General features: G+C 51.7%; 18 protein-coding genes. 17 read left to right on the top strand and 1 reads right to left on the bottom strand.

What is annotated here, in order from left to right:
* Nucleotides 1–16: 16 nt before the first annotated feature.
* The 9 genes from HMPREF9469_RS02990 (at nt 17) to HMPREF9469_RS02945 (ending at nt 10101) form a co-directional block, all read left to right on the top strand.
* Nucleotides 17–1612 carry a sensor domain-containing diguanylate cyclase gene (locus tag HMPREF9469_RS02990; RefSeq protein ID WP_040414916.1) on the top strand — a complete coding sequence of 532 codons (1596 nt, stop codon included), beginning with the start codon at nt 17–19 and terminating at the stop codon, nt 1610–1612.
* A gap of 180 nt (nt 1613–1792) precedes the next feature.
* Nucleotides 1793–2275, top strand: coding sequence for a LeuD/DmdB family oxidoreductase small subunit (locus HMPREF9469_RS02985; protein WP_007859030.1), 483 nt, complete (start codon nt 1793–1795; stop codon nt 2273–2275).
* Nucleotides 2276–2277: 2 nt separating this feature from the next.
* On the top strand, nt 2278–3522 hold the full coding sequence (locus HMPREF9469_RS02980; protein WP_007859028.1) for a 3-isopropylmalate dehydratase large subunit: 1245 nt from the start codon (nt 2278–2280) through the stop codon (nt 3520–3522).
* A 20-nt stretch (nt 3523–3542) separates the two neighbouring features.
* A complete protein-coding gene (locus HMPREF9469_RS02975) occupies nt 3543–4034 on the top strand; it encodes a LeuD/DmdB family oxidoreductase small subunit (protein WP_007859026.1) in 492 nt (163 codons plus the stop codon).
* Nucleotides 4035–4044: 10 nt separating this feature from the next.
* A complete protein-coding gene (locus tag HMPREF9469_RS02970) occupies nt 4045–5301 on the top strand; it encodes a 3-isopropylmalate dehydratase large subunit (protein WP_007859024.1) in 1257 nt (418 codons plus the stop codon).
* 371 nt (nt 5302–5672) lie between these two features.
* Nucleotides 5673–6899, top strand: coding sequence for an arginine deiminase (gene arcA, locus HMPREF9469_RS02960; protein ID WP_007859021.1), 1227 nt, complete (start codon nt 5673–5675; stop codon nt 6897–6899).
* A gap of 35 nt (nt 6900–6934) precedes the next feature.
* Nucleotides 6935–7927, top strand: coding sequence for an ornithine carbamoyltransferase (argF, locus tag HMPREF9469_RS02955; RefSeq protein ID WP_007859019.1), 993 nt, complete (start codon nt 6935–6937; stop codon nt 7925–7927).
* A gap of 51 nt (nt 7928–7978) precedes the next feature.
* Nucleotides 7979–8980, top strand: a complete 1002-nt coding sequence (gene arcC, locus HMPREF9469_RS02950) for a carbamate kinase (protein ID WP_045092142.1) — start codon at nt 7979–7981, stop codon at nt 8978–8980.
* A gap of 23 nt (nt 8981–9003) precedes the next feature.
* Nucleotides 9004–10101: a putative NPN-dependent ornithine cyclodeaminase gene (locus tag HMPREF9469_RS02945; protein ID WP_007859016.1), complete on the top strand. Its 1098-nt coding sequence runs from the start codon at nt 9004–9006 to the stop codon at nt 10099–10101.
* A gap of 61 nt (nt 10102–10162) precedes the next feature.
* Here the strand turns inward: HMPREF9469_RS02945 and HMPREF9469_RS02940 are convergent, their stop codons facing one another.
* Nucleotides 10163–11419, bottom strand: coding sequence for an AraC family transcriptional regulator (locus tag HMPREF9469_RS02940; RefSeq protein ID WP_007859013.1), 1257 nt, complete (start codon nt 11417–11419; stop codon nt 10163–10165).
* Between the two features lie 246 nt (nt 11420–11665).
* Here HMPREF9469_RS02940 and HMPREF9469_RS02935 point away from each other — a divergent pair, with 246 nt between their 5' ends.
* From HMPREF9469_RS02935 to HMPREF9469_RS02900, 8 genes are all read left to right on the top strand, one after another.
* Nucleotides 11666–12661 (top strand): ornithine cyclodeaminase family protein, encoded by a 996-nt coding sequence (locus HMPREF9469_RS02935; protein ID WP_007859011.1) that lies wholly within the window; start codon nt 11666–11668, stop codon nt 12659–12661.
* Between the two features lie 29 nt (nt 12662–12690).
* Nucleotides 12691–14502 (top strand): cache domain-containing sensor histidine kinase, encoded by a 1812-nt coding sequence (locus HMPREF9469_RS02930; RefSeq protein ID WP_007859009.1) that lies wholly within the window; start codon nt 12691–12693, stop codon nt 14500–14502.
* A 10-nt stretch (nt 14503–14512) separates the two neighbouring features.
* Complete coding sequence (locus tag HMPREF9469_RS02925; protein ID WP_007859007.1) at nt 14513–16036, top strand: response regulator transcription factor; 1524 nt, start codon at nt 14513–14515, stop codon at nt 16034–16036.
* A 32-nt stretch (nt 16037–16068) separates the two neighbouring features.
* Nucleotides 16069–17334, top strand: coding sequence for an extracellular solute-binding protein (locus tag HMPREF9469_RS02920; protein WP_007859005.1), 1266 nt, complete (start codon nt 16069–16071; stop codon nt 17332–17334).
* 130 nt (nt 17335–17464) lie between these two features.
* Nucleotides 17465–18721 carry a sugar ABC transporter substrate-binding protein gene (locus HMPREF9469_RS02915; RefSeq protein ID WP_007859002.1) on the top strand — a complete coding sequence of 419 codons (1257 nt, stop codon included), beginning with the start codon at nt 17465–17467 and terminating at the stop codon, nt 18719–18721.
* 118 nt (nt 18722–18839) lie between these two features.
* On the top strand, nt 18840–19748 hold the full coding sequence (locus HMPREF9469_RS02910; protein ID WP_007859000.1) for a carbohydrate ABC transporter permease: 909 nt from the start codon (nt 18840–18842) through the stop codon (nt 19746–19748).
* Complete coding sequence (locus tag HMPREF9469_RS02905; protein ID WP_007858999.1) at nt 19748–20581, top strand: carbohydrate ABC transporter permease; 834 nt, start codon at nt 19748–19750, stop codon at nt 20579–20581. Before HMPREF9469_RS02910 ends, HMPREF9469_RS02905 begins: the two co-directional genes overlap by 1 nt.
* 12 nt (nt 20582–20593) lie before the next feature.
* On the top strand, nt 20594–22537 hold the full coding sequence (locus HMPREF9469_RS02900) for a glycoside hydrolase family 127 protein (protein WP_007858998.1): 1944 nt from the start codon (nt 20594–20596) through the stop codon (nt 22535–22537).
* The last annotated feature ends 75 nt before the right edge of the window (nt 22538–22612 follow it).

The raw sequence follows: 22612 nt of genomic DNA, 5'->3' as shown, positions 1-22612 counted from the left end.
CCGGGGGGTGGATCACATGTATCATTGCAGACTTCAGATTGCTGTTTTCAGCAGGGATCCCATGGTTGGGGAAGTGGCTGGTTCCATTCAGCCAATGGAGCATTTTTCACATAGTTTGGCAGTCAGGGACATGCCGGATCCGGGGACGATCCGGGAGAGCGGTCTCATCATCTGGAATCTGGATACGGGGGAGCTTCCCTCAGAACTTCGCCTGAATTGCAAAAAGGACGCAGTACTGGTGGTGTGCGGGGAACGGCAGTGGACGGACCGGCTTGCAGCCTGTGATCTGGAGGCGGCGGACGAGGTGTGGACGCGGCCTCTGATCCGGGAGCAGGTCAGGGTGAGGATCAAGCGCTTTCTGGAGGTGATAAAGCTGCGCCGCGATCTGTACATGACCCAAAATTATCTGGATACGGCCATTGACAGTATTCCGGACATGCTCTGGTTTAAATCCTTGGACGGAACCCATGTGAAGGTCAATAAAGCATTCTGCTCCGTTGTGGGCAGGGAGCGGGAGGATGTGACAGGACGCGGTCACTGTTATATCTGGGGAGTCTCACCGGATGATCTTGAAAACGGGGAAGACTCCTGCAAGGAATCCGAGGACGCGGTCATCCGGGCCCGGCGCACCCTTCAGTTTACGGAGGAGGTCAAGTGTTCCCAGGGCATGCGGCAGCTGCGCACCTACAAATCACCGATCATTGATATGGATGGGACTACCATACTGGGCACGGTGGGGATCGGCCATGATGTGACGGACCTGGGAAATATGAGCACAGAGATCGAGATCCTGCTGCAGAGCATGCCTTACGCCATCCTGCTGTGGAACAACAAGGGAATGATCGTCAATGTGAATGCAAAATTTGAAGAGTATTTCCAGACGCTGAAAGAACAGGTGCTGGGGGAAGACTATTATAAATGGCGGGCCGGCACCTTTGAGGAACAGCATACCATCAACAGCGAGGGATATCTGGAGGCCAGGGCTGCCTTAAGGGATGGAACGGAAAAGATGCTGGAGATCCATGAGAACTCTATTTACGATATTTTCCACCATGTGGTTGGAAAACTTTGTATTTTTCGGGATGTTACCACGGAACGCGATCTGGAACGCCAGATTTTGAAAAGCTCCAATACGGATTTCCTCACCGGACTGTACAACCGCAGATACTTTTACCAATACATTCACGATCATCGGTGGAACAGGGCCGTAAGCCTGATGTACATTGATCTGGACCGCTTTAAGGGGGTCAACGACACCTATGGACACAAGGTGGGGGATGCGGTTTTGTCGCGGACGGCAGTCCTGCTGACGGAATGCTTTCCCAATGATTTTGTGGCCCGTCTGGGAGGGGATGAATTCCTGGTGGCCCGCCTGGGGGATTGTACCGTGGAACGGCTGGAGCTGGAGGCAGGCGGATTCCTGGACAGGATGACAAGCGCTTTTCAGGAATCGGATCAGATGTGCACCGTGTCGGCCAGCATTGGAATTGCCCAGAGCAACAGGCCGGACCTGGATGTGGATGTGCTGCTGCAGCGGAGCGACCTGGCCCTCTATGAGGCAAAAAGGAAGGGCAGGTCCCGGTACTGCGTATATCAGGAGAAGGATGAATAACCCCTTTTCCCTGTTGCTGCTAAACGCAGCGGGAGGGAAAAGGTTTTTTTATTTCATAACCTGTTACTATGGTAAGTATTCTTATCATGTATTATTATTATAGTAAACTCTGTGGTAGAATAGATAAGCAGAGACGAAACACGTATTTGGTCAATATATTTTTAACAGGAGGACTACCTTATGTCGGGCGGAACTATATTTAAATTTCATAATGATCTGGATACGGATCAGATTATTGCATCGCAGTATCTTTTACTGCCAACCATTGACGAGATGAAGGTGCATACATTTGAATCCCTGGATCCTGATTTTCCCCAAAAAGTAAAAGAAGGGGACTATGTGGTGGGAGGGGAAAACTTTGGCTGCGGTTCCTCCAGGGAACAGGCGCCAAGTGTCCTGAAAGCATTGGGTGTCAAGGCAGTGGTTGCCAAATCATTTGCCAGGATATTTTATAGAAATTCCATTAATATCGGACTTCCTGTGATTGTGTGCAAGGAACTTCCGGATGAGGTTGAGACAGGAGACGCCATGGAGCTTTCCCTGTCAGAGGGAGTTGCCCGGGCCAATGGGAAAGAATACCCCTGCACCAGGCTTCCTGAATATATGCAGAATATACTGAATCAGGGCGGACTGATCGCATCACTGAACAAGGAGGAGGCATAGCCATGGGAATGACAATCGCGGAGAAAATCATAGCAGCAGCAGCCGGCGTGGACAGCGTGAAGCCGGGGGATATACATACTGTGAAGCTGGACCGCCTTATGAGCAATGACGGCACCACGCATCTGACCGTTGATATGTACAACAACAAGCTTAAGAATCCGCGGATCGCGGATGCAAGGAAGCTGGTGTTCATCGTGGATCACAATGTGCCTGCGGACAATCCAAAGACAGCGGCTTCCCAGAAAAAGATGAGGGATTTTGCAAGGGAAAACAAGATCGACTTCTGGGAAGGAAAGGGCGTATGCCACCAGATCATGATGGAACACTACGTATGTCCGGGTGAGCTGATCTTTGGAGCGGACAGCCATACCTGTACCTACGGCGCACTGGGGGCATTCGGAACCGGCGTGGGCTGTACGGATTTCCTTTACGGCATGGTGACCGGGACCTCCTGGGTCCTGGTTCCTGAGACGGTAAAGTTCAACCTGGTGGGACGGCTTCCGGAGGGCGTCTATCCAAGGGATCTGATGCTGACCATCATCGGGGAAGTGGGGGCCAACGGGTGCAACTATCAGGTGATGGAATTTAGCGGGGAGGGCGCCGGGACCTTCAGCGTCAATGACCGTATGGTGCTGTGCAACCTGGCCGTGGAGGCAGGCGCCAAGACCGGTATCTTTGAGGCGGATGAGGCTGCCCTGGAGTATCTGAGGGAGCGGGGGCGTGAGTCAAAGGCTGTCTTTACCAGCGATCCGGATGCGGTCTATGTGAGGGAGTATACCTTTGACCTGTCAAAGATCCAGCCGGTTGTGGCAAGGCCTGACTTTGTGGATGACGTGGTGCCTGCAAAGGATGTGTGCGGAGTTAAGATTGATGAGGCGTTCCTGGGTTCCTGCAACAATGGGCGGATCGAGGAACTGCGGGTTGGAGCAGAGCTTTTAAAAGGCAGGAAAGTGGCTGACAGCGTAAGGTTCCTGGTGGTTCCTGCAAGCCTTGAGGTCTACAGGCAGGCATTAAAGGAAGGCCTGATCGACATTTTCATGGAAGCGGGCGCCATTGTCATGAACCCCAACTGCAGTGTGTGCTGGGGGAGCTGCCAGGGTGTGATCGGTGAAAACGAGGTACTGATCAGCACAGGGACCCGCAACTTTAAGGGACGGGCAGGCCATCCCAGCTCCAAAGTTTATCTGGGATCCGCGGCAACAGTGACCGCATCGGCTATTGCAGGTGAAATCGCTCTGGCTAATTGACAAGGAAAGGAAGTTTGATCATGGAAATATTTACAGGCAGGGTCTGGGTACTGGGGGATGACATTGACACGGACATCATTATCCCAACGGAATATCTGGCCCTTAAAACCATTGATGATATGAAACAATACGGCTTCAGCCCCCTACGGCCGGAACTGGCGGCACAGATCAGGGAAGGGGATATCATTGTTGCGGGCAAAAATTTTGGGTGCGGTTCCTCCAGGGAGCAGGCACCGGAGATCATCAAGGCGCTGGGCATCAAGTGCGTGATCGCCAAATCCTTTGCAAGGATCTTTTTCCGTAATTCCATTAACAACGGACTGCTGCTCATAGAGCAGCCGGATCTGTATGATGACATGACAGAAGGCGACAGCATAACGGTGACGGTGAATCGCCATGTGGATTACAAGGAAAGGCAATACACGATCGCCTCCCTTCCCCAGAACCTGGTTGATATCATAAACGCAGGCGGGCTGGTGAAGGCCATGAGAAAACTGAACGGACTTGATTAAGGAGATTGCAATGGGAAACACGATCATTGAAAAGATTATTAAGCATAATACAGGTATGGATCAGGTAAAGCCCGGGGATATTGTCACGGTCAATGTGGACCGTGTGATGATCCATGATATTTTCATCCCATTTGTGGCTGAAAAGTTTGAGGAGATGGGCTTTACAAAGCTTTGGGATCCTGACCGGGTGGTGCTGATCTACGACCATCTGGTTCCGGCCAGCCAGCTGGATGATACAAGGCACTTCCGGGTGGGGGACGCCTTTGCCGCAAAGCACGGCATGAAGAATGTGCACAGAAGTGACGGGATCTGCCACCAGCTGATGACAGAGGCCGGATATGTGAAGCCCGGGGACGTGGTGTTCGGCACGGACAGCCATACCACTACCTATGGATGCGTGGGAGCATTTTCCTCAGGGATCGGCTACACGGAGATGGCAAGTATCCTGGGCACAGGGACCATGTGGATCAAGGTTCCGGAAACCATCCGGGTGGTCATTGACGGAACACTGCCGGAGGGCGTGATGTCAAAGGATATTATCCTGCGCCTGATCGGGGACCTGGGAGCGGACGGGGCCACATACCGGGCGCTGGAGTTCTCAGGAAGCACGGTGGAGTCCATGACCGTTGCCAGCCGAATGACCATGGCCAACATGGCCATTGAAGCAGGCGCCAAATGCGCGCTGTTTACGCCGGATGAAAAGACGGAAGCATATTGCGGGATCAAGTTGGATGAGTATCAGAAGAGTCTGACCGGAGATGATGACGCGGTCTACAAGAGGACCATTGTATACAAGGCCCAGGAGTTTGAACCGGTCATGGCATGTCCGTCCCAGGTGGATAAGATCAGGCCGGTAAGGGAACTGAAGGGAACACCCATAGACCAGGTATTCATCGGTTCCTGCACCAATGGACGGCTGGAGGATCTGGTGGCAGCCGCCCAGGTGCTAAAGGGCAGAAAGGTGGCTGACTATGTGAAGCTGATCGTCACACCGGCCAGCCGCAGGATCTACCAGGAGGCCATTGCCTGCGGCGCCATCGAAACCCTGGCGGAGGCAGGAGCCATTATCACACATCCGGGATGCGGACTGTGCTGCGGCCGGACCGGCGGAATATTAAGCGATGGGGAACGGGTGATCGCAACCAACAACCGCAACTTCCTGGGCCGTATGGGGACCTCCAAGGTGGAGATCTACCTGGCATCTCCGCGGACAGCCGCGGCCTGCGCCGTGGCCGGAGCAATCGTGGGACCGGAGGAATTTGCGTAGAAATTTTAGGCGGAAAAACGTTCATGTAACTGAAACAGTATCATAAAGACAAACCGGAAAAGTCCAGTAAGATCAAGGATAAGAACGGTTTGTCTTTCTTTTTTTCTGACAGGGCCCAATATAACAAAACATTGACTGCCCGAAGTTAGGACAAATCTGTTTCATTTTTTTGTATTTAAAACTGATGGAAACCAAGACAGCTGCCTTCATTTGATTGTACATTTGGCGGATTTCCATGAGTGTCCGGTGTGGTTTGGAGGTGATCTCCTTCTTTTTAATCAGGTTAAAATACCATTTTAACACCTGTGTATGTCCTGAAAATCCGGGGAAAATATAATAAAATGTAGAAAACGGAACAAGGGAGGAAGAACATGCCAATCTGTGTGAAAAGCGAAATAGGAAAGCTGAATAAAGTGATGCTCCACAGGCCGGGAAAAGAGCTGGAACATCTTGTTCCGGACGAGCTGGAACGGCTGCTGTTTGACGATATTCCGTATTTGAGGACGGCCCAGAGTGAACATGACCTGTTTGCCGGTATTTTAAAGGAAAACGGGGCGGAGGTGGTATACCTGGAAGACAGGGTAGCAGAGGTTTTAAAGGCAGATCCGGCTGTAAAGGAAAGCTTTGTAAAGCAGTTTATCAGTGAGAGCGGGAACACGGCCCAGAAGTTTAAGAACCAGTTATATGAGTTCCTTATGGATATACCGGATGAAAAGCAGCTGGTGCTAAAGACCATGTCCGGTGTCGGTATCCATGAACTGAAACCGGCTTTTGGCAGCCCTCTGGTAAGCCTGGTGAAGTCGGACAGCTATTTTATCACAGATCCCATACCCAACCTGTATTTTACAAGGGATCCGTTTGCCTGCATCGGAAACGGCGTGAGCCTGAACTGCATGTATTCCAGGACCAGGCGCAGGGAAACCATTTTTGGCAAATACATTCTGGAACACCACCCGGACCATGCCGGACGCACCCCTTTCTATTATAAGAGGGAGTACCCATTTTCCATTGAGGGAGGCGATATCCTGAACCTGAGCAGAAGGGTGCTGGCAGTGGGAATCTCCCAGAGGACAACACCGGAGGCCATCGAACTTCTGGCACAGAATATATTTGAGGACAAGGGCTGTGAGGTGGAGACGATCCTTGCCCTGGATATCCCCAGTATCAGGGCTTATATGCACCTGGATACCGTGTGCACCCAGGTGGATTACGATAAATTCACCATCCATCCGGGGATCCTGGGAAGCCTGCGCATCTATGAGATATGCAGGGGAGATAAGTCAGAGCCGCTCCACGTGACAGAACTGGACCAGCCTCTCCCCGTGGTTCTGGCCACCCATCTGGGGCTTGATAAGGTGACCATGATCCGCTGCGGCGGTAAGGACAAGATCGCCTCGGAACGGGAACAGTGGAATGACGGATCCAATACCCTTTGTATCCGGCCCGGAAGGGTAGTGGTGTATGACAGGAACTATATCACCAATTCCATCCTTCGGGACAATGGGATAGAGGTGCTGGAAATGCCCAGTTCAGAGCTGTCCAGAGGCAGGGGAGGCCCGCGGTGTATGAGCATGCCTCTTGAGCGGGAAGAGATTTAAGTGAACATCATAATCATATAAAAGGAGAAGAGAAAATGGCTGTCAATGTAAGAGGAAGAAACTATCTGAAATTATTGGACTATACGCCGGAAGAGATCCGTTACCTGCTGGATCTGTCAAAGGAGTTTAAGAACATGAAAAGAAACGGCGTCCCCCACAGGTATCTGGAGAACAAAAACATCGTGCTTCTTTTTGAAAAGACATCCACCCGTACCCGTTGTGCCTTTGAGGTGGCGGGAATGGACCTGGGCATGGGAGTGACCTACCTGGATCCTGGCAGCAGCCAGATGGGGAAAAAAGAGAGTATTGCAGATACGGCAAGGGTCCTTGGCCGTATGTATGACGGGATCGAGTACAGGGGATTTGACCAGAAGATCGTGGATGAGCTGGCAGAGTACGCAGGTGTGCCGGTGTGGAATGGACTGACGGACCAGTTCCATCCCACCCAGATGCTGGCGGACCTTCTCACACTGGAGGAAAAGTTTGGCCGTTTAAAGGGCCTGAACTTTACATACATGGGCGATGCCAGAAACAACATGGGAAATTCACTCATGGTGGCGTGTGCAAAGATGGGGATTAACTTTACTGCCTGCGCGCCAAAGGAACTGTTCCCGGCCGAGGACCTGGTGAGCAGGGCCAGGGAGATCGCAGGGAAAAACGGATGCACGGTCCGTCTTACAGAGGATATTGACCAGGGGGCAAAGGACGCGGATGCGGTCTACACAGATATATGGGTTTCCATGGGTGAGCCTGACGAGGTGTGGGGCACAAGGATCAAACTTCTCCGCGGCTACCAGGTCAATGCAGAGGTGATGAAGAAAGCAAAACCCTCGGCCATTTTCATGCACTGCCTGCCATCCTTCCATGATACCAATACCACCATCGGCGCGGAGATCGCAAAGAAGTTCGGCATCAATGAGATGGAAGTCACCAACGAGGTGTTTGAGTCAAGACAGTCCGTTGTATTTGATGAGGCGGAAAACCGTATGCACACCATCAAGGCAGTGATCTACGCCACACTTTGCTGATATCTGCTTTTGGATTGACGGGAGCCTTGATTGGAGGAAACAGTGAATAAGATGAAAAAACGGATCGTGGTCGCCCTTGGGGGAAATGCCCTGGGCAGCACGCCCGGGGAGCAGATCACACATGTCCGCGCCGCTGCAAAGATCATAGCGGACCTGGCTTCGGAAGGCCATGAGATCATCATAGGCCATGGAAACGGACCTCAGGTGGGGATCATTAATTCAGCCATGGATTATGCGGCCGCCAACGGCCCCTGTACCCCATATATGCCCTTTCCGGAGTGCGGCGCTATGTCCCAGGGATTTATAGGCTACCACCTCCAGCAGGCGCTGCAGCAAAGCCTTCTGAAACGGAAGCTGGGTAAGGCGGTGGTCAGTGTGGTCACCCAGGTCCTGGTGGATAAAAATGATCCGGCTTTTGAAAATCCCACCAAGCCCATTGGAAATTTTTGTACCTATGAGGAGGCCGTGAAGCTGGAAAAAGAAAAAGGATTTGTCTTTGTGGAGGACGCCGGGCGGGGTTACCGCCGGGTCGTGCCATCCCCGGCACCTCAACGGATCGTGGAACTGGGAGCTATACGGAAAATGATACAGAGCGGCCTGCTGGTGATCGCTGTGGGCGGCGGAGGGATCCCCGTGGTGGAGGATGACCAGGGAATACACGGGATCGATGCTGTCATTGACAAGGACAGATCCAGCAGTAAACTGGCCCAGGAGCTGAAGGCAGATATGCTGATCATTCTGACGGCCGTGGACCAGGTCTATATCAATTACAACCAGCCGGACCAGAGGGCACTTTCAGAGCTGACCCTAAAGGAGGCGGATGCCTATATAAAGTCAGGCCAGTTTGCAAAGGGAAGCATGCTTCCCAAAGTAGAAGCATGTATGGAGTTTGTGAGAGCCCTGCCCGGCAGGAGCGCCATTATCACTTCCCTGGAAAAGGCGGCCCAGGCCCTCCACGGTGAAGCGGGGACAAGGATCCGCTCAGAGCCGGCTCCAAGCAGCTATGTGCCTTTAGACATGGATAGTGAATCATATGAGGCAGATATCAATTAATAAGAGAGAAAGAAGGAGAATATATGTCATTTAAAATACCTGAATACCATCATCCCGACTTTACAAAGGAACTGTTTGTAAATGCCCCCGATGCCAAATACCAGGAGGCGGATATGGACGGGGTTGCACCGGATCATTACCACAGTACCTCCATGTATCCGGAATATTTTAAGATCAACGGTAAGTGGATCCTGGCAGAGGAAAGCCGCATGGATTCCAGCGTGGTACTTTGTGATGACGGACACCTGGAAGTGGTGGAGAACCGGAACATCAAAAAAGGCGATAAGGTGATTCTGGGACGCACGGAAAAGTGTGAAGAGGGGATCTATATGCACTGCCATGGATTTGAGCAGGAAGGGGAGCAGCTGGAGGACCAGTTTGTATTCCGCCAGGGAAGAAGCCGTGAGACTTCCTACGCCCGCGACTATGACAACCTGTTTGAACTGTTAAAACATGAAAAGGAATTCGGCAACATTGTCTGGGTCATGGGACCTGCCTTTTCCTTTGACGCGGATGCGAGGGCGGCCATGCAGGCGCTGATCGACAACGGATACGCCCACGGCCTGATGGCCGGAAATGCCCTGGCCACCCATGACCTGGAGGGCGCCCTGCTGCACACGGCCCTGGGTCAGGACATCTACACCCAGGTATCCCAGCCGAACGGCCACTATAACCACCTGGATGTAATCAACAAGGTGCGCAGGAGCGGTTCCATTCCACAGTTTATAAAAGACTACAACATTGATAACGGCATTATCTACAGCTGTGTCAAAAATAATGTACCTATGGTGCTCACCGGCTCCATCCGCGATGACGGCCCCATGCCGGAGGTGATCGCCAGCGCTTACGAAGGACAGAGCGCCATGAGGAACCTGGTGCGCAGATCCACCTGTGTGATCTGCCTGGCAACCATGCTCCACACCATTGCCACCGGCAACATGACCCCTTCTTTCCGCGTCATGCCGGACGGAACCATCCGCCCTGTATACCTCTACACCGTGGACGCAGATGAGTTTGTGGTCAACAAGCTGTTAGATAGAGGCAGCCTCTGCGCAACCACAGTGGTGACCAATGTCCAGGATTTCATCACCATTGTAGCCAAAGGACTGAAACTGATGTAAAAAAAGCCGGCCCCGTCCCATCCCCATTCCCTGAACGGACGGATGCCCCCACCCTTGAATCTCAATTCTCCTGCAACTCGATCGTCTGACGGAACCAGCCGGGCGTCATGGAGCGGAACTTCAGGAAGTTGCGGTTCAGGGTTTTTTCATTGTTGTATCCGGTTTCCAGGGCTATCTCCAATATGCTTTTTGTGGTTTTAAGCAGGAGTTCGGAGGCTCTGTTGACCCGGATAAAATTAAGATAGTCCGTAAAGTTCATCTCCACCTGGTACAGCAGGATACGGTTTAATTCCCTGGGGGACATGTTAAACTGTTCCGCCACGGTTTTGGGATGAAGGTCCTCGCTGTAATGGCGGTAGATGTATGAAACAACGGAATAAAAGTCCTTCCTGTCCTTGATGCGGCACATATTGCCAATGTTCTGGTAAGTGCTGCGGAAGTCATTTGCCTTCATGCCCACCCTTGCGGAGAATACCTTGCTGATATGGGCGCTGTCCACAAAACCGAGGATCTCAGACAGCTCCTCCAGGGTGAAATCAGTGTACAGAAGATAATTGATGGTTTTGCCGATCCGCATTTCACCCAAAAGGTCAAAAAATGATAGTCCGGTGGTCTTTGTAATATAAGCGCTGATGGAGGATTCACTCATATAAAAGATCTTGGACAGCATGGCCAGGGTTATCTTCTCGTTCAAATGGCTGTAAAGATACTGGAATATCTCGCTGGGCTCAATGGTCTGGGGGGAAGCGGGGGCACCAGTCTCCCTTTTTGCCCGTAAAAAGCAGATGATGATCTCAATCAGTTTGTTTGTTATGTAAAGATTGCCCAGATCCCGGCTGGATGACGCATGGGAATCCCGGCCGGAATCCATGGTGGATTCCATACCAATCTCTTCCTTTATCTGCAGAAACAGTTTCTGCATGGACTCCAGGGCATCTCCCTCCAAATATAGGACAGGCTGTCTGGAAAGGGATTGCATAATGGACAGCGGATCGCTGCTGGGATTGTAGAAAGTCTTGATGATCTCATTGATATTATCGAAATAATACGCCATAACAAAAAATTGAATGGGTGCGGCCACCTCCACGATATCGCTGATCTGCCACGGCAGCACGGAAACCACGGTTCCGGGCTTTAAATGGTAGGGGCGGTTGTTCAGCATAAGCGTGCCTTCTCCGCTGTTGATCAGCCAGAATCGTGACATGGGATGGATCAGAGGCGTGGTGGGTTCGGTCAATACCTCGATATCAAAGCTGCATATTTTATTTTCATCCTGCATGGAACAGTACAGGCTTTGCATTGGTACGATCTTTGCCATAGCAGTCTCCCTTTGTATGGTTATTTGTAACTGTCCAGGAGTAATCTTGGAATACAGGGTACTCCATTGGCTATTATAAACTTTTTTTCAGGTGGAATCAAGAAGGAGGGCATGGGATTCCAATGAACTCGTAACCTTGGTGCCGTTATATGGAAAGACAAGGGTTGCGTATTTATGGGGGAATGGCGTATAATTATCTGATACAGGCACTGCCTGAAGGGGTGGGAGTCTTGAACGGAGGCAAAGATGAAAATAGGAAAAGAATTGCTGTATCTATCATTTTCGGATGTGGAATCCTTGGATTTATCAATCAGCGAGTGCATTGATGTGCTTGAGGCGGTATACAGGTCTAAAAGTAATGGGGAGACAGAGATCCCCTTAAAGCCCAGAATAGGAAACCCGGATACGGAAGGATTTTTAAAGGCATATTCTGCCCGTATCGTGGACAGGAGGGAGATGGGGACAAAATGGCTTGGGGCAAGGCCCGCAAATCCGAAGCTTTTTTCTCTTCCAACCATTACCGGATTGATTATTCTAAATGATCCTGACACCTTCTGCCCCATGGCTGTGATGGACTGTACCTGGATCACTGGCATGCGCACAGCCGGGGTCAGCGGAATCGCCCTGCGCCATCTGGTGCGGGAGGGGAATAAGAATATTTCAGTGCTGGGCTGCGGAGTCCAGGGCAGGACCCATCTGGACGCGGCGGTCAGCCAGTGTAAGGGTATTGACCGGATCTATGCCTGGGGTCCCCATGAGGACAGCCTGGAGCGATTTAAAAAGGAAATGGAGGAGCGGCACGGGATCTCCATCACCATATCCACCGATGCGGAGTATGTTGTGTCCAGAGGGGATGTCTTACTGTCCTCAACACCCTTTGGACGGGCCGATACATTTACCGTGGTGCAGAAGGAATGGCTGAAGCCCGGGGTGACTGCGATCTCCATCAGCGGCGCCAACCATTTTGAGTATGACGCGTTTATGTCATTTGACCGGTATTTTATGGATGATCATGAGGTCTATGACAAGATCCAGTCAAGACCACGGCCATGGGACGGGACGCGGTCCCTGCGGCCGGTTATGATCGGTGATCTCCTCACCGGAAGGGCGCAGGGGCGCAGGGACAATGATGAAAAGATCCTGCTGGTCACCGGCGGGGAAGGGATCTGTGATATTTCCGTTGGCAATGTGGTGATGAAACGAGCTCTTGAAAAAGGGGTGGGAACGATACTTGCGCTGTGATCCCGACAAACAAAGGAAGGAGCAGGATCATGAAACCTCACCTTTTCTTATTGGACCATTTCAATAACATGAAAATAGGGAAAAAGATCATGCTTGCCTTTGTCATGGCATCCATAGTCCCCATTCTGGCCATCCAGTTCATTGGATACAGGATGAATTCCAATTCCCTGAAACGCAAGATCGATACCCTGATGGTGGACAATCTGACCCAGCTCTCGGAACGGGTGGACCTGACCATGGACATTTACACCAACCTGGTATATCAGATCTATGTGGATGATAAGATCATAGAAAATGTAAATATCCTTATGGAACGGGAAGCCGGTGAACGGGAGGTTGCTTTCCACACCATATATAACCGGCTGCAGCAGGCTGAGAAGTCGGTAAAAGGCGTGCGCTGCATCAGTGTTATCTGTTCCAACGGCCAGTCGGTTACATATGATGCCGGCACCGGTTCCTCCATTGAGAATTTGTGGGATGATTACGGTGACCTGAGGGAGATAGCGCCTTACCGTGATGTGCAGGGCCAGCCTGGAATGCTGGTCACGCCCACAACCAGGTATAAGGGCTATGACGGGGATGAGTACTATTTCCATATCTCAAAATGTATGTATGATTATAATAATCTGGATAAAGGCGTTATTGCCACCATTGTCATGAGTGTGGACGAGAGCGTGCTGCGGGACATCTGCGCGGTTGCCATTGCAGAAGACGAGGCCGAGTACAATATAAACTTTATCACGGACCGGACCGGCTTTGTCATATCCTACCCCAATCCCTTCTACACGGGGATCAATATGAACCCAAAGCTGTCCGTACAGGAATTTGTCAGTGTGACGGGACTGTTGAAAGGCCAGAACACGGCTGTGAATACATATGTGAATGAGCACAGGGGATGGGTGTATTACAATGTATACAATAAGGATTATATGATGCGGGACATAAGGAACAACCAGATCATGTTCATTGTCATCAGTCTGACAGCCATCCTGTTTTCCAGTGTGCTGATCTGCTATATTGTGCGCAGGATCGGCAGCTCTGTGGCCCTGATCACAGATGGGATCGACCAGGTCAAGGAGGGGAACCTGAATGTGTCCGTTGCTCTGGAGAGCAGGGACGAGCTGGGACAGATCGCCAGCAACTTCAATGATATGACAGGCAAGGTCAGAAACCTGGTGGCTGAGGTGTCACAGGCAAAGGATCAGCAGAAAAATGCGGAGATCCGTGCACTGGAAGCACAGATCAATCCCCATTTTTTATATAATACCCTGGATTCCATCAACTGGATGGCCATTGAGAAAGAAGAGTATGAGATCAGCAGGATGCTGCGCAACCTTGGCGTTATCCTGCGTTACAGCGTGAACCAGAGCAATCAGATGGCCAGTGTATCGGAGGTGGCCGATTGGCTGGAAAAATATGTAAGTCTTCAGCAGATGCGTTTTAACCAGTCCTTCCGGTTTTCGCTGAATGTAACAGAAGAAGCCAGGAAGGTGATGATCTATAAGCTGCTCCTCCAACCCTTTGTGGAGAATGCCATTATCCACGGCTTTAAGGGAACGGAAAAGGGAGGGGTGCTCAGGGTGGACCTGTTCCTGTCCGAGACCGGAGAACGGCTGAATATCATAATAGAGGACAATGGAAAGGGAATGTCCCGGGAGATGGCGGAAAGCTTTAATGTGCGTGAACAGGCGGTAAAGGATGAGGGAGGAAGCATTGGCCTGCACAATGCATTTGCCAGAATGGACATGTACTATGGAAAGGAAGCTGTGTGGAATGTGAACAGCATTGAGGGAATGGGTACGGTGGTCACCCTGACCCTGCCTGTGAACAGGCCGTCTTAAGGAGGATATCATGAGGATACTGATCGTAGAAGATGAAGTGATGATAAGGGAAGGTCTGGCAAGACTGATCAAATCACATACCGGGCACACGGTGATCGGGGAGGCGTCCAACGGACAGGAGGGCCTGTCTCTTGCGCTTAGATTCAAGCCGGATCTGGTCATAACAGATATCCGTATGCCGGTGATGGATGGGCTTCAGATGATCGAAGCCCTTCACGGCATGAGTCTTCCCATCCGGGCTGTGATACTCAGCGGATATTCTGAATTCGATTATGCAAAGAAAGCCATTCATTTTGGTGTGGACGACTATCTGCTAAAGCCTCTGGCAGCAGAGGATATTGTGGATCTGCTGGAGCGCACCCAGAGAAAGATGGAGGCGGAAGAACAGAAAAATGCCGGCACTCCGGGACAGTGCATCAAGGAGTTGATTTATGGCGGTCCGCTGTCGGAGGAGGAAGACAGACGGGTGAGAACGATCTGCGGTTTTGGCGCTTTTGTTCATTTCCAGCTGTATTTAGGATATACAGGGGATGCACCCATCGGTTATGAGGAGGAGATCGGCGGAAAGTTTGACCAGATCAGGGCACTGCTGCCTTCCGTCCGGCTCCATGTATCGTGGGACAGGGGAAGGCGTCAGTTCCTGGGTCTGGCCGCCCTGCCGGAGGATGAGGACGTATCCTGCCTGCTCTGCCAGGCAGTGGAGCGGAAGATCGTGCGGCCTTATAAGCAAAGGGACGGCCGGGCGGTCTGGGCCATGGTTTCCATGAAAGGGTGGGAGTCTGTCCAAAAGGGAGCGCGGGATGCGGAACTTCTGATCAGGGAGGCCCTGCCTGTTACGGAGGGAGATCTGGTCACCAGGGAACGCATGGACGCGGTTGACTGGAAGGAGTTCCGTTTTCCTGCCGACCTTGGCGCCGATATGAAGAATGCCCTGTGCAGGGGAGATCTGGAAAATGCCCGGAAAACGGGGGAAATGTTCATGGAGTTTATGAAAGACGGACCTTACCGGGAGCAGGAAATACGGCAGGCATATCTGAAAGCCACTTACTTGCTTTTAGATACCGTCCGCGAGATAGACGGGGACACCTACGGGCAGCTGCAGAACGCAGACCTGCTGACCCGGTGTACGGAGGCAGTTACCCTGCGGGAACTGGAACAAAGCTATGGGGATGGACTTTCCCTTGTGTGCAGCCCCCATAGGGTAAAAGAGGACATCAGCAATTACACCATCAAACGCGCTATCAACTATATCAGGGAGCATTACCAGGAGGGAATTTCCCTGGAGGAGGTGGCCGGTAAGCTGGGAATCACTCCGGAATACCTGAGTACGCTGTTTAACCGGGAGATGGGGGAGAATTTTTCCACATTTTTAAGGAAATTCAGGATCAGCCATGCAAAGCGGCTTTTGAAAGGTACGGACATGAAGGTATATGAAATCGCGGAGACAGTAGGCTACACGGATCCCAAATACTTTGCAAGGGTGTTCAAAGATGAACTCGGCATATCCCCCGGGGATTACAGGCAGATGGACTAGGCGTGAAAGATACTCTGCAAAGGAGGGATGGCATGAAATGGAAAACAGAGAGCCGGACAAAAAGACGGCCGGCCGGGTGTTATACCCTGTTCTGTATCCTGTTCTCCCTGATCTGTCTGGGAGGCTGCGGTGTGCAGATTAGGGCGCCTGAACTGCCGGGGCAGGAAACAGGGCCGCGGGAAGTGGTGCTCTGGTCCTATTATGAGACAAAACAGCAGAAAGAAGGACTGGACCGTCTGGTGGAAGGCTTTAACAACAGCCAGGATGAATACATGGCCAGATGGGAATACCAGGGGCCTTCCTCGGAATTTAAAAAGCTTTTATCCATTGGAGTGGCGGAGGGAAAGCTGCCGGATGTGGTGTTGATCGATAACCCGGATATGCGCAAATACGTGGACCTGGGCATTTTTGAGGACATCACGCAGGCCGTGGAGGGGCGGTATGATCTGTCCCAGTTTTACCCGGAAGTCCTCTCCTCGGTGCAGTATGACGGCAGATACTATGGCATGCCTTTTTGCTGCAATAACGTGGGTCTTGTGTATAACAGGGAAATGTTCCGGGAAGCCGGTATGGAGCCGCCTGAGAACTGGGAAGAATTTCTGAAGGCTGCCAGGGCAATGACCACAGGGGAGAGGTACGGTTTTATCATGTCGGCAATTGTGGAGGAGCAGTCCTCTTTCCAGCTGGTACCCTGGATCTTGTCAACCGGGGAGGAGATGGATGATCTGGGAGGGGATGGGACCGTAAAGGCCCTTGCGCTGCTGCGGGATATGGTGGAGGAGGGGATCATGCCCAAGGACTGTATCAACTGGTCCCAGGTGGATGTGGCCAGACAGTTTGCGGCAGGTAAATGCGCCATGATGGAGAACGGTCCCTGGGCCCTTCCTTTGGTGGAGGAGGCAGGCGTTGATTACGGAGTGGTCAAGCTTCCGGTAGACCAACAGAGTATTGTGGTAACCGGCGGGGAGAATTTTGGGGTCGTTAAGGGAAAGAACATGGATGGGGTCATGGCGCTTATGTCCTATTATTATAAAGACGAAGTCATGCTCAGTCTCAATAAGCAAATGTATTCCCTGCCTCCTGTCAGGCATCTGGCGGAAAAATTCCAGGAAAAGAATCCGGTTTACCAGGTGTTTGTGGAACAGATGGACCACTGCATTACAAGGAGCGCCTACTCCTATTGGCCCAAGATCACAGGCGTGCTTTCCGAAAGCCTGTATGAGGTCATAACAGGGGGAATGACGCCGCAGGAGGCGGCAGAGCGGATCGGATCCAAGGTCCAGGGTAGAGAAAATTAAAGAGGGTGGATAATTTTAAACCTGTTTTTCCAGGGATTTAAAATATATCCACCCTCTTTAATATTTTCCCCTAACAAAACCCTCCCTCCCCTTTTATAATGAAAGCATTAAACAAGAGGGAGGTTTTTTAATGAAGAAGAGATTTGTCAGTACCTTATTATGTGCAGCAATGACTGCGGCAATGGTATCGGGATGCGGTTCGGGGAATACGTCAGGGGGAAGCACACAGGCGGCCGCCGCGGATACGGGCAGTAAAAAGGAGGTCGTTATCTGGGATTATTTTGAGACAGACGCCCAGAAGGAGATGATGACCAGCCTGCTGGACGGATTTAATTCTTCCCAGAATGAATATGTTGCAAGCCACGTTTATGTGCCCTTCTCCGATTATGAGAAGCAGCTCACCCTGGGGATCGCATCGGGAGAACTGCCGGATCTGGTCATCCTGGACGGCTGTTCCATGGCAAGCTTTATTTCACTGGGATTATTCGGTGACATATCGGACGCGGATATTAAGTGGGATGAATACATACAAGGCCCCATGGAATCCACCATGGCGGATGGCAGGCATTACGGCATTCCGTTTGCCACCAACTGTACGGCCCTGTTCTACAATAAAGATATGTTCGATGCAGCAGGGGTGGAGTATCCTGATGAGAATACCACATGGGAGCAGTTCCATGAGATGGCAAAGGCCCTGACCAAAGACGGAGTTACGGGTTTTGGAAATGCAGCCACCAATACGGACGAGGGCACGTTCCAGTGCCTGCAGTGGCTCTATACCGCAGGAGGCAGCTACACAGACATCAAGGGAGGAATCAAGGCCTATGACCTGATGCAGGAGATGATCACAGACGGTTCATGGACAAAGGAATGTGTAAACTGGACACAGTCTGACGTAAACAATAACTTTATTGCAGGCAATCTGGCCATGCAGCAGAACGGGCCCTGGCAGATCCCGGGAATCGCCAAGGATGCGCCGGATCTGAATTACGGCGTGACCGTCCTTCCCAAGATGGATGATGCCAGCGGTCAGGCCACCTCCATTCTGGGCGGCGAGAACATGGGCGTGGTTGCCAAGGATGATACGGCAGGCGCTGTTGCATTTTTAAAATATTATGACCAGACCCAGGTGATGGTGGACGCCATGAAGCAGTACGGCTCCTTCCCTCCAAAGACAGAAGCTGCCAAGGACGCTTACTGGACCGATGACCCCATCCAGGCGGAGTTTATCACCCAGCTGGAAACCTCTATCCCAAGAGGACCTTCCGCCTCATGGCCATCCTATTCCTCTGCGATCCAGAAAGGGTTCCAGGAAGTCCTGACCCTGTCAAAGACACCGGAACAGGTGGCTGAGGATACGCAGGAAGCAGTGGACGCAGTGAAATAAAAGCACAAATTCGGCGGAGGACAAAAGGGACCTGTCCCGGCCGCAGAGGTAAAAGGGATCTGCCCCCGGTCTCAGGAGCAAAGGGGACAGGTCCCCATCACAGGAGGAAAGAGGTAAGATGAAAGGAAATAGGAGAATGGATACCGCTGCTAAAATGGGCTTTTTGTTTGCGGCTCCGGCAGTGTTATATATGCTTATATTCATCGGCTATCCGATGATACAGAATATCATACTGAGTTTTAAAAATGTGGATGTGTATACATTCTCAGATGCAACCAAACAGAATTTCGTAGGGTTTCGGAACTACAGCGAATTGTTTACAGGAAAGAATTCCATCCTTTCCAAGGCGATTTTAAATACCCTGATCTTTACGGTCTGTTCAATCTTTTTCCAGTTTATGATCGGATTCGGCCTGGCCCTTCTGTTTAACAAGAAATTCCCCGGATGTTCCTTTTTCCGGGGAGTCACCATGATATCCTGGCTGCTGCCTGTGACGGTTGCCGGACTTTTGTTTAAGTTCATGTTTGCAAGCAGCGGCGGTATCATCAATCAGTTCCTCATGGGGCTGGGACTTGTGAAGCAGCCGCTGGACTGGCTCTTAAAACCCGGGCTTGCCATGGCCGCGGCTGTGGCAGCCAATATATGGATCGGTATTCCCTTTAATATGATGCTTCTCATCACCGGCCTGACCACCATTCCCGGCGATATATACGAGAGTGCCGGCCTGGACGGGGCAGGCAAGCTCCAGACGTTGTTCCTGATCACCATTCCCATGATAAAGCCGGCCATCATGTCCGTGCTCACCCTGGGATTTGTGTACACCTTTAAGGTCTTTGACCTGGTGTGGGTGATGACAAAGGGCGGACCTGTGAATTCCACGGAGCTGGTTTCCACCTATGCCTACCGTTTGTCCTTTGAGGAGTTTCAGTTCAGCCAGGGCGCTGCGGCCGCCAATGTCCTGTTTGTGATCCTGCTGGCAGTGGGATGTTTCTATATTAAGACGATCAGTGATGATGAGGTGATGTGATGAAAAAAGAGAGCAGGAGTAAACTTATTTCTTTTCTTGTGGGAGGCATTGTATTCCTGGTATTTATTTTCCCGCTGTACTGGATGATCGTTACGGCCCTGAAGACCCAGGTGGAGATCTTCTCCATCCCAACCCCTCTGTGGCCCGAGAATCTCACCTTTGAGGCCTTTGCCAAGCAGCTGTCCGCTTCCGGGGACACGCTGAGAGGATTTAAGAACAGCCTGATTATATCCTGCGGCGCGACTGCCATTGCCACGGTCCTGGCCATTCCGGCCGCATACGGCCTGGCGCGCTTCCGGTTTGGGGCCAGAAAAGGCCTGGTCCTGTTTTTCCTCATTACCCAGATGCTGCCTTCCACCCTGGTTCTCACATCCCTGTACATCATGTTCTCCAAAATGCGGCTGTTAAATACGTACTGGGCCCCCATCCTGGCGGACGCCACACTGGGGATCCCCTTCAGTATCATTATTTTGAGGACTTATTTTGTATCCATTCCCAAGGAACTGGATGAGGCGGCTAAGATTGATGGGTGCGGCCATGTGTCGGCATTTACAAAGATCATGCTCCCCATTGCCAAGCCCGGTATTGTGGTGGCAGCAGTGTTCTCCTTTGTATATGCATGGGGTGATCTGATTTACGGCATTACATTTATCACCAATCCCAATATGAGGCCCATTACCTCCAGCATCTATAATTATGTCCAGCAGTACCAGACACTGTGGAATTCCACCATGGCGTTTGGGATCATTGCCATCTCGCCGGTGGTGCTGATATTTATATTCATGCAAAAGTATATTGTAAGCGGCCTGACCAATGGCGCGGTCAAGGCTTAGAGGAGAATGACAATGAGATTACATCCAGTGGATTTAAAAAAGATTCATATCAATGACGCGTTCTGGTCAAAGCATGTGTCACTGGTCAAGGAGGTGGTCATCCCCTACCAATGGGATGCCATCAATGACAGGATCAAGGATGCGGAGCCAAGCCACAGCCTGATGAATTTTAAGATCGCGGCAGGCCTGTGTGAAGGGGAATTTTACGGAGCCGTGTTCCAGGATACGGATGTGGCCAAATGGCTGGAGGCAGTGGGATTTTCCCTTGCGGCGCAAAAGGATGAAGCATTGGAGCGCACGGCGGATGAGGTGATCGACATCATAGCAAAGGCCCAGTGTGAGGACGGCTACCTGAACACTTATTTTACCATCAAAGAGCCCGGCAAGCGCTGGAGCGACCTGTGCGAAGGCCATGAGCTCTATACGGCAGGCCATATGATGGAAGCGGCAGTGGCCTATTATCTGGGTACGGGGAAACAAAAGTTTCTGGAGGTGATGGTGCGTTTTGCGGATCTGATCTGTGACACTTTTGGAGTCCAGGAGGGGAAGATACACGGTTATCCGGGACACCAGGAGGTGGAGATCGGACTTATTAAGCTGTACCAGGTGACAGGGGAGCGCAGATATCTGGAACAGGCAAAATATTTTATCGATGCCCGGGGAGTGGGGGAGAACTATTTTCTGAAGGAATTAAACCGGCCTGGTTTTTCATACATTTTCCCGGAGTTTAAAGATTACGAACCTATTTATTCCCAGTCCCATCTGCCGGTGCGGGGGCAAAGGACAGCGGAGGGTCATGCGGTGCGGGCCATGTATATGTACAGCGCCATGGCGGACCTGGCGGAAGCCTGTGAGGATGAGACGCTGATGGAGGCCTGTTGCACCCTGTGGGACAATATGACCCAGAAGCGTATGTATATCACGGGCAGCATCGGATCCTCCGGCATCCTGGAGCGGTTTACAACAGACTATGACCTGCCCAATGACTGTAATTACTCTGAATCCTGTGCGTCCATTGGAATGGCCATGTTCGGTCAGCGGATGGGCAATATTACAGGGGAGGCAAAGTACTATGACGTGGTGGAACGGGCTCTGTATAATACGGTTCTGGCAGGGATCGCCCTGGACGGAAAAAGCTTTTTCTATGTGAATCCCCTGGAAGTGTGGCCGGATAACTGCATTCCGCGCACGTCCAGGGAACATGTAAAGCCGGTGCGCCAGAAGTGGTTTGGTGTGGCCTGCTGCCCGCCCAACATTGCCAGGACACTGGCTTCCCTGGGACAGTACATCTATGGTGCGGACCAGAACAGCCTGTATGTGAATCTGTTTATTTCCAATCAGACAAGTGTGGATCTGGGCGGCCGGGAAATCTCTGTTCAGATGCAGACCCGGTTCCCCTGGGATATGTCCGTGGATATCGCCTGCAAGGGGGTGCCGGCATCAGGGATCCGCCTGGCAGTCCGTATACCGGATTATGCCGGCAGCTTTACGGTCACCAAGGCGGGAACCCAACAGCCCCTTGCATTCAGCCGTGAAAAGGGGTATGCAGTGATCTCCCTGACAGAGGATGCCGGACTGCGCATCGAGATGGATGCCAAGGCACGGTTTGTACGCAGCAACCCGCTGGTGCGGGCTGACAGCGGAAAGGTGGCTCTGGTCAGAGGCCCCATTGTATACTGCCTGGAGGAGGTGGACAATGGTCCCAACCTGGCAGCTGTTTACGTGGATTCCGGTACTGAGATAAAGGAAGAGAAATGGGATCTGATGGGGGAAATAACAGGCCTGACACTGAGTGGAAAGAGGATATCGGCAAAAGGGTGGGGAGATGATGAACTGTACGGCCTGCACCCTGTTGTCTGGGAGGATGTGAAGCTGAAAGCCGTTCCCTATGCATACTGGAACAACAGGGGGACGGGGGAAATGATCGTGTGGGTCAAGGAACTGCTGAAGGCGTAAGGCTGTTAAAAGCCGGCACTTTTTTGATCCTGACAATCAGGAGGTCTATCCGGAGCCGGATTTCTGGCTCTGTAC

Origin of the sequence: [Clostridium] citroniae WAL-17108, from assembly GCF_000233455.1 — a bacterium.
Classification (GTDB): Bacteria; Bacillota; Clostridia; order Lachnospirales; family Lachnospiraceae; genus Enterocloster; species Enterocloster citroniae.
Note: the sequence above shows the minus strand (reverse complement) of the source record. Positions and strands in the feature narration are given on the sequence as shown.

Excerpts from the sequence above, each read along its gene's own strand:
- HMPREF9469_RS02910 (WP_007859000.1), top strand. The coding sequence starts at position 18,840 with ATGAAAGGAAATAGGAGAATGGATACCGCTGCTAAAATGGGCTTTTTG.
- HMPREF9469_RS02935 (WP_007859011.1), top strand. The coding sequence starts at position 11,666 with ATGAAAATAGGAAAAGAATTGCTGTATCTATCATTTTCGGATGTGGAA.
- HMPREF9469_RS02905 (WP_007858999.1), top strand. The coding sequence starts at position 19,748 with ATGAAAAAAGAGAGCAGGAGTAAACTTATTTCTTTTCTTGTGGGAGGC.
- HMPREF9469_RS02990 (WP_040414916.1), top strand. The coding sequence starts at position 17 with ATGTATCATTGCAGACTTCAGATTGCTGTTTTCAGCAGGGATCCCATG.
- HMPREF9469_RS02980 (WP_007859028.1), top strand. The coding sequence starts at position 2,278 with ATGGGAATGACAATCGCGGAGAAAATCATAGCAGCAGCAGCCGGCGTG.
- arcC (WP_045092142.1), top strand. The coding sequence starts at position 7,979 with ATGAAAAAACGGATCGTGGTCGCCCTTGGGGGAAATGCCCTGGGCAGC.
- argF (WP_007859019.1), top strand. The coding sequence starts at position 6,935 with ATGGCTGTCAATGTAAGAGGAAGAAACTATCTGAAATTATTGGACTAT.
- arcA (WP_007859021.1), top strand. The coding sequence starts at position 5,673 with ATGCCAATCTGTGTGAAAAGCGAAATAGGAAAGCTGAATAAAGTGATG.
- HMPREF9469_RS02975 (WP_007859026.1), top strand. The coding sequence starts at position 3,543 with ATGGAAATATTTACAGGCAGGGTCTGGGTACTGGGGGATGACATTGAC.
- HMPREF9469_RS02985 (WP_007859030.1), top strand. The coding sequence starts at position 1,793 with ATGTCGGGCGGAACTATATTTAAATTTCATAATGATCTGGATACGGAT.
- HMPREF9469_RS02925 (WP_007859007.1), top strand. The coding sequence starts at position 14,513 with ATGAGGATACTGATCGTAGAAGATGAAGTGATGATAAGGGAAGGTCTG.
- HMPREF9469_RS02915 (WP_007859002.1), top strand. The coding sequence starts at position 17,465 with ATGAAGAAGAGATTTGTCAGTACCTTATTATGTGCAGCAATGACTGCG.
- HMPREF9469_RS02900 (WP_007858998.1), top strand. The coding sequence starts at position 20,594 with ATGAGATTACATCCAGTGGATTTAAAAAAGATTCATATCAATGACGCG.
- HMPREF9469_RS02940 (WP_007859013.1), bottom strand. The coding sequence starts at position 11,419 with ATGGCAAAGATCGTACCAATGCAAAGCCTGTACTGTTCCATGCAGGAT.
- HMPREF9469_RS02970 (WP_007859024.1), top strand. The coding sequence starts at position 4,045 with ATGGGAAACACGATCATTGAAAAGATTATTAAGCATAATACAGGTATG.
- HMPREF9469_RS02930 (WP_007859009.1), top strand. The coding sequence starts at position 12,691 with ATGAAACCTCACCTTTTCTTATTGGACCATTTCAATAACATGAAAATA.
- HMPREF9469_RS02945 (WP_007859016.1), top strand. The coding sequence starts at position 9,004 with ATGTCATTTAAAATACCTGAATACCATCATCCCGACTTTACAAAGGAA.
- HMPREF9469_RS02920 (WP_007859005.1), top strand. The coding sequence starts at position 16,069 with ATGAAATGGAAAACAGAGAGCCGGACAAAAAGACGGCCGGCCGGGTGT.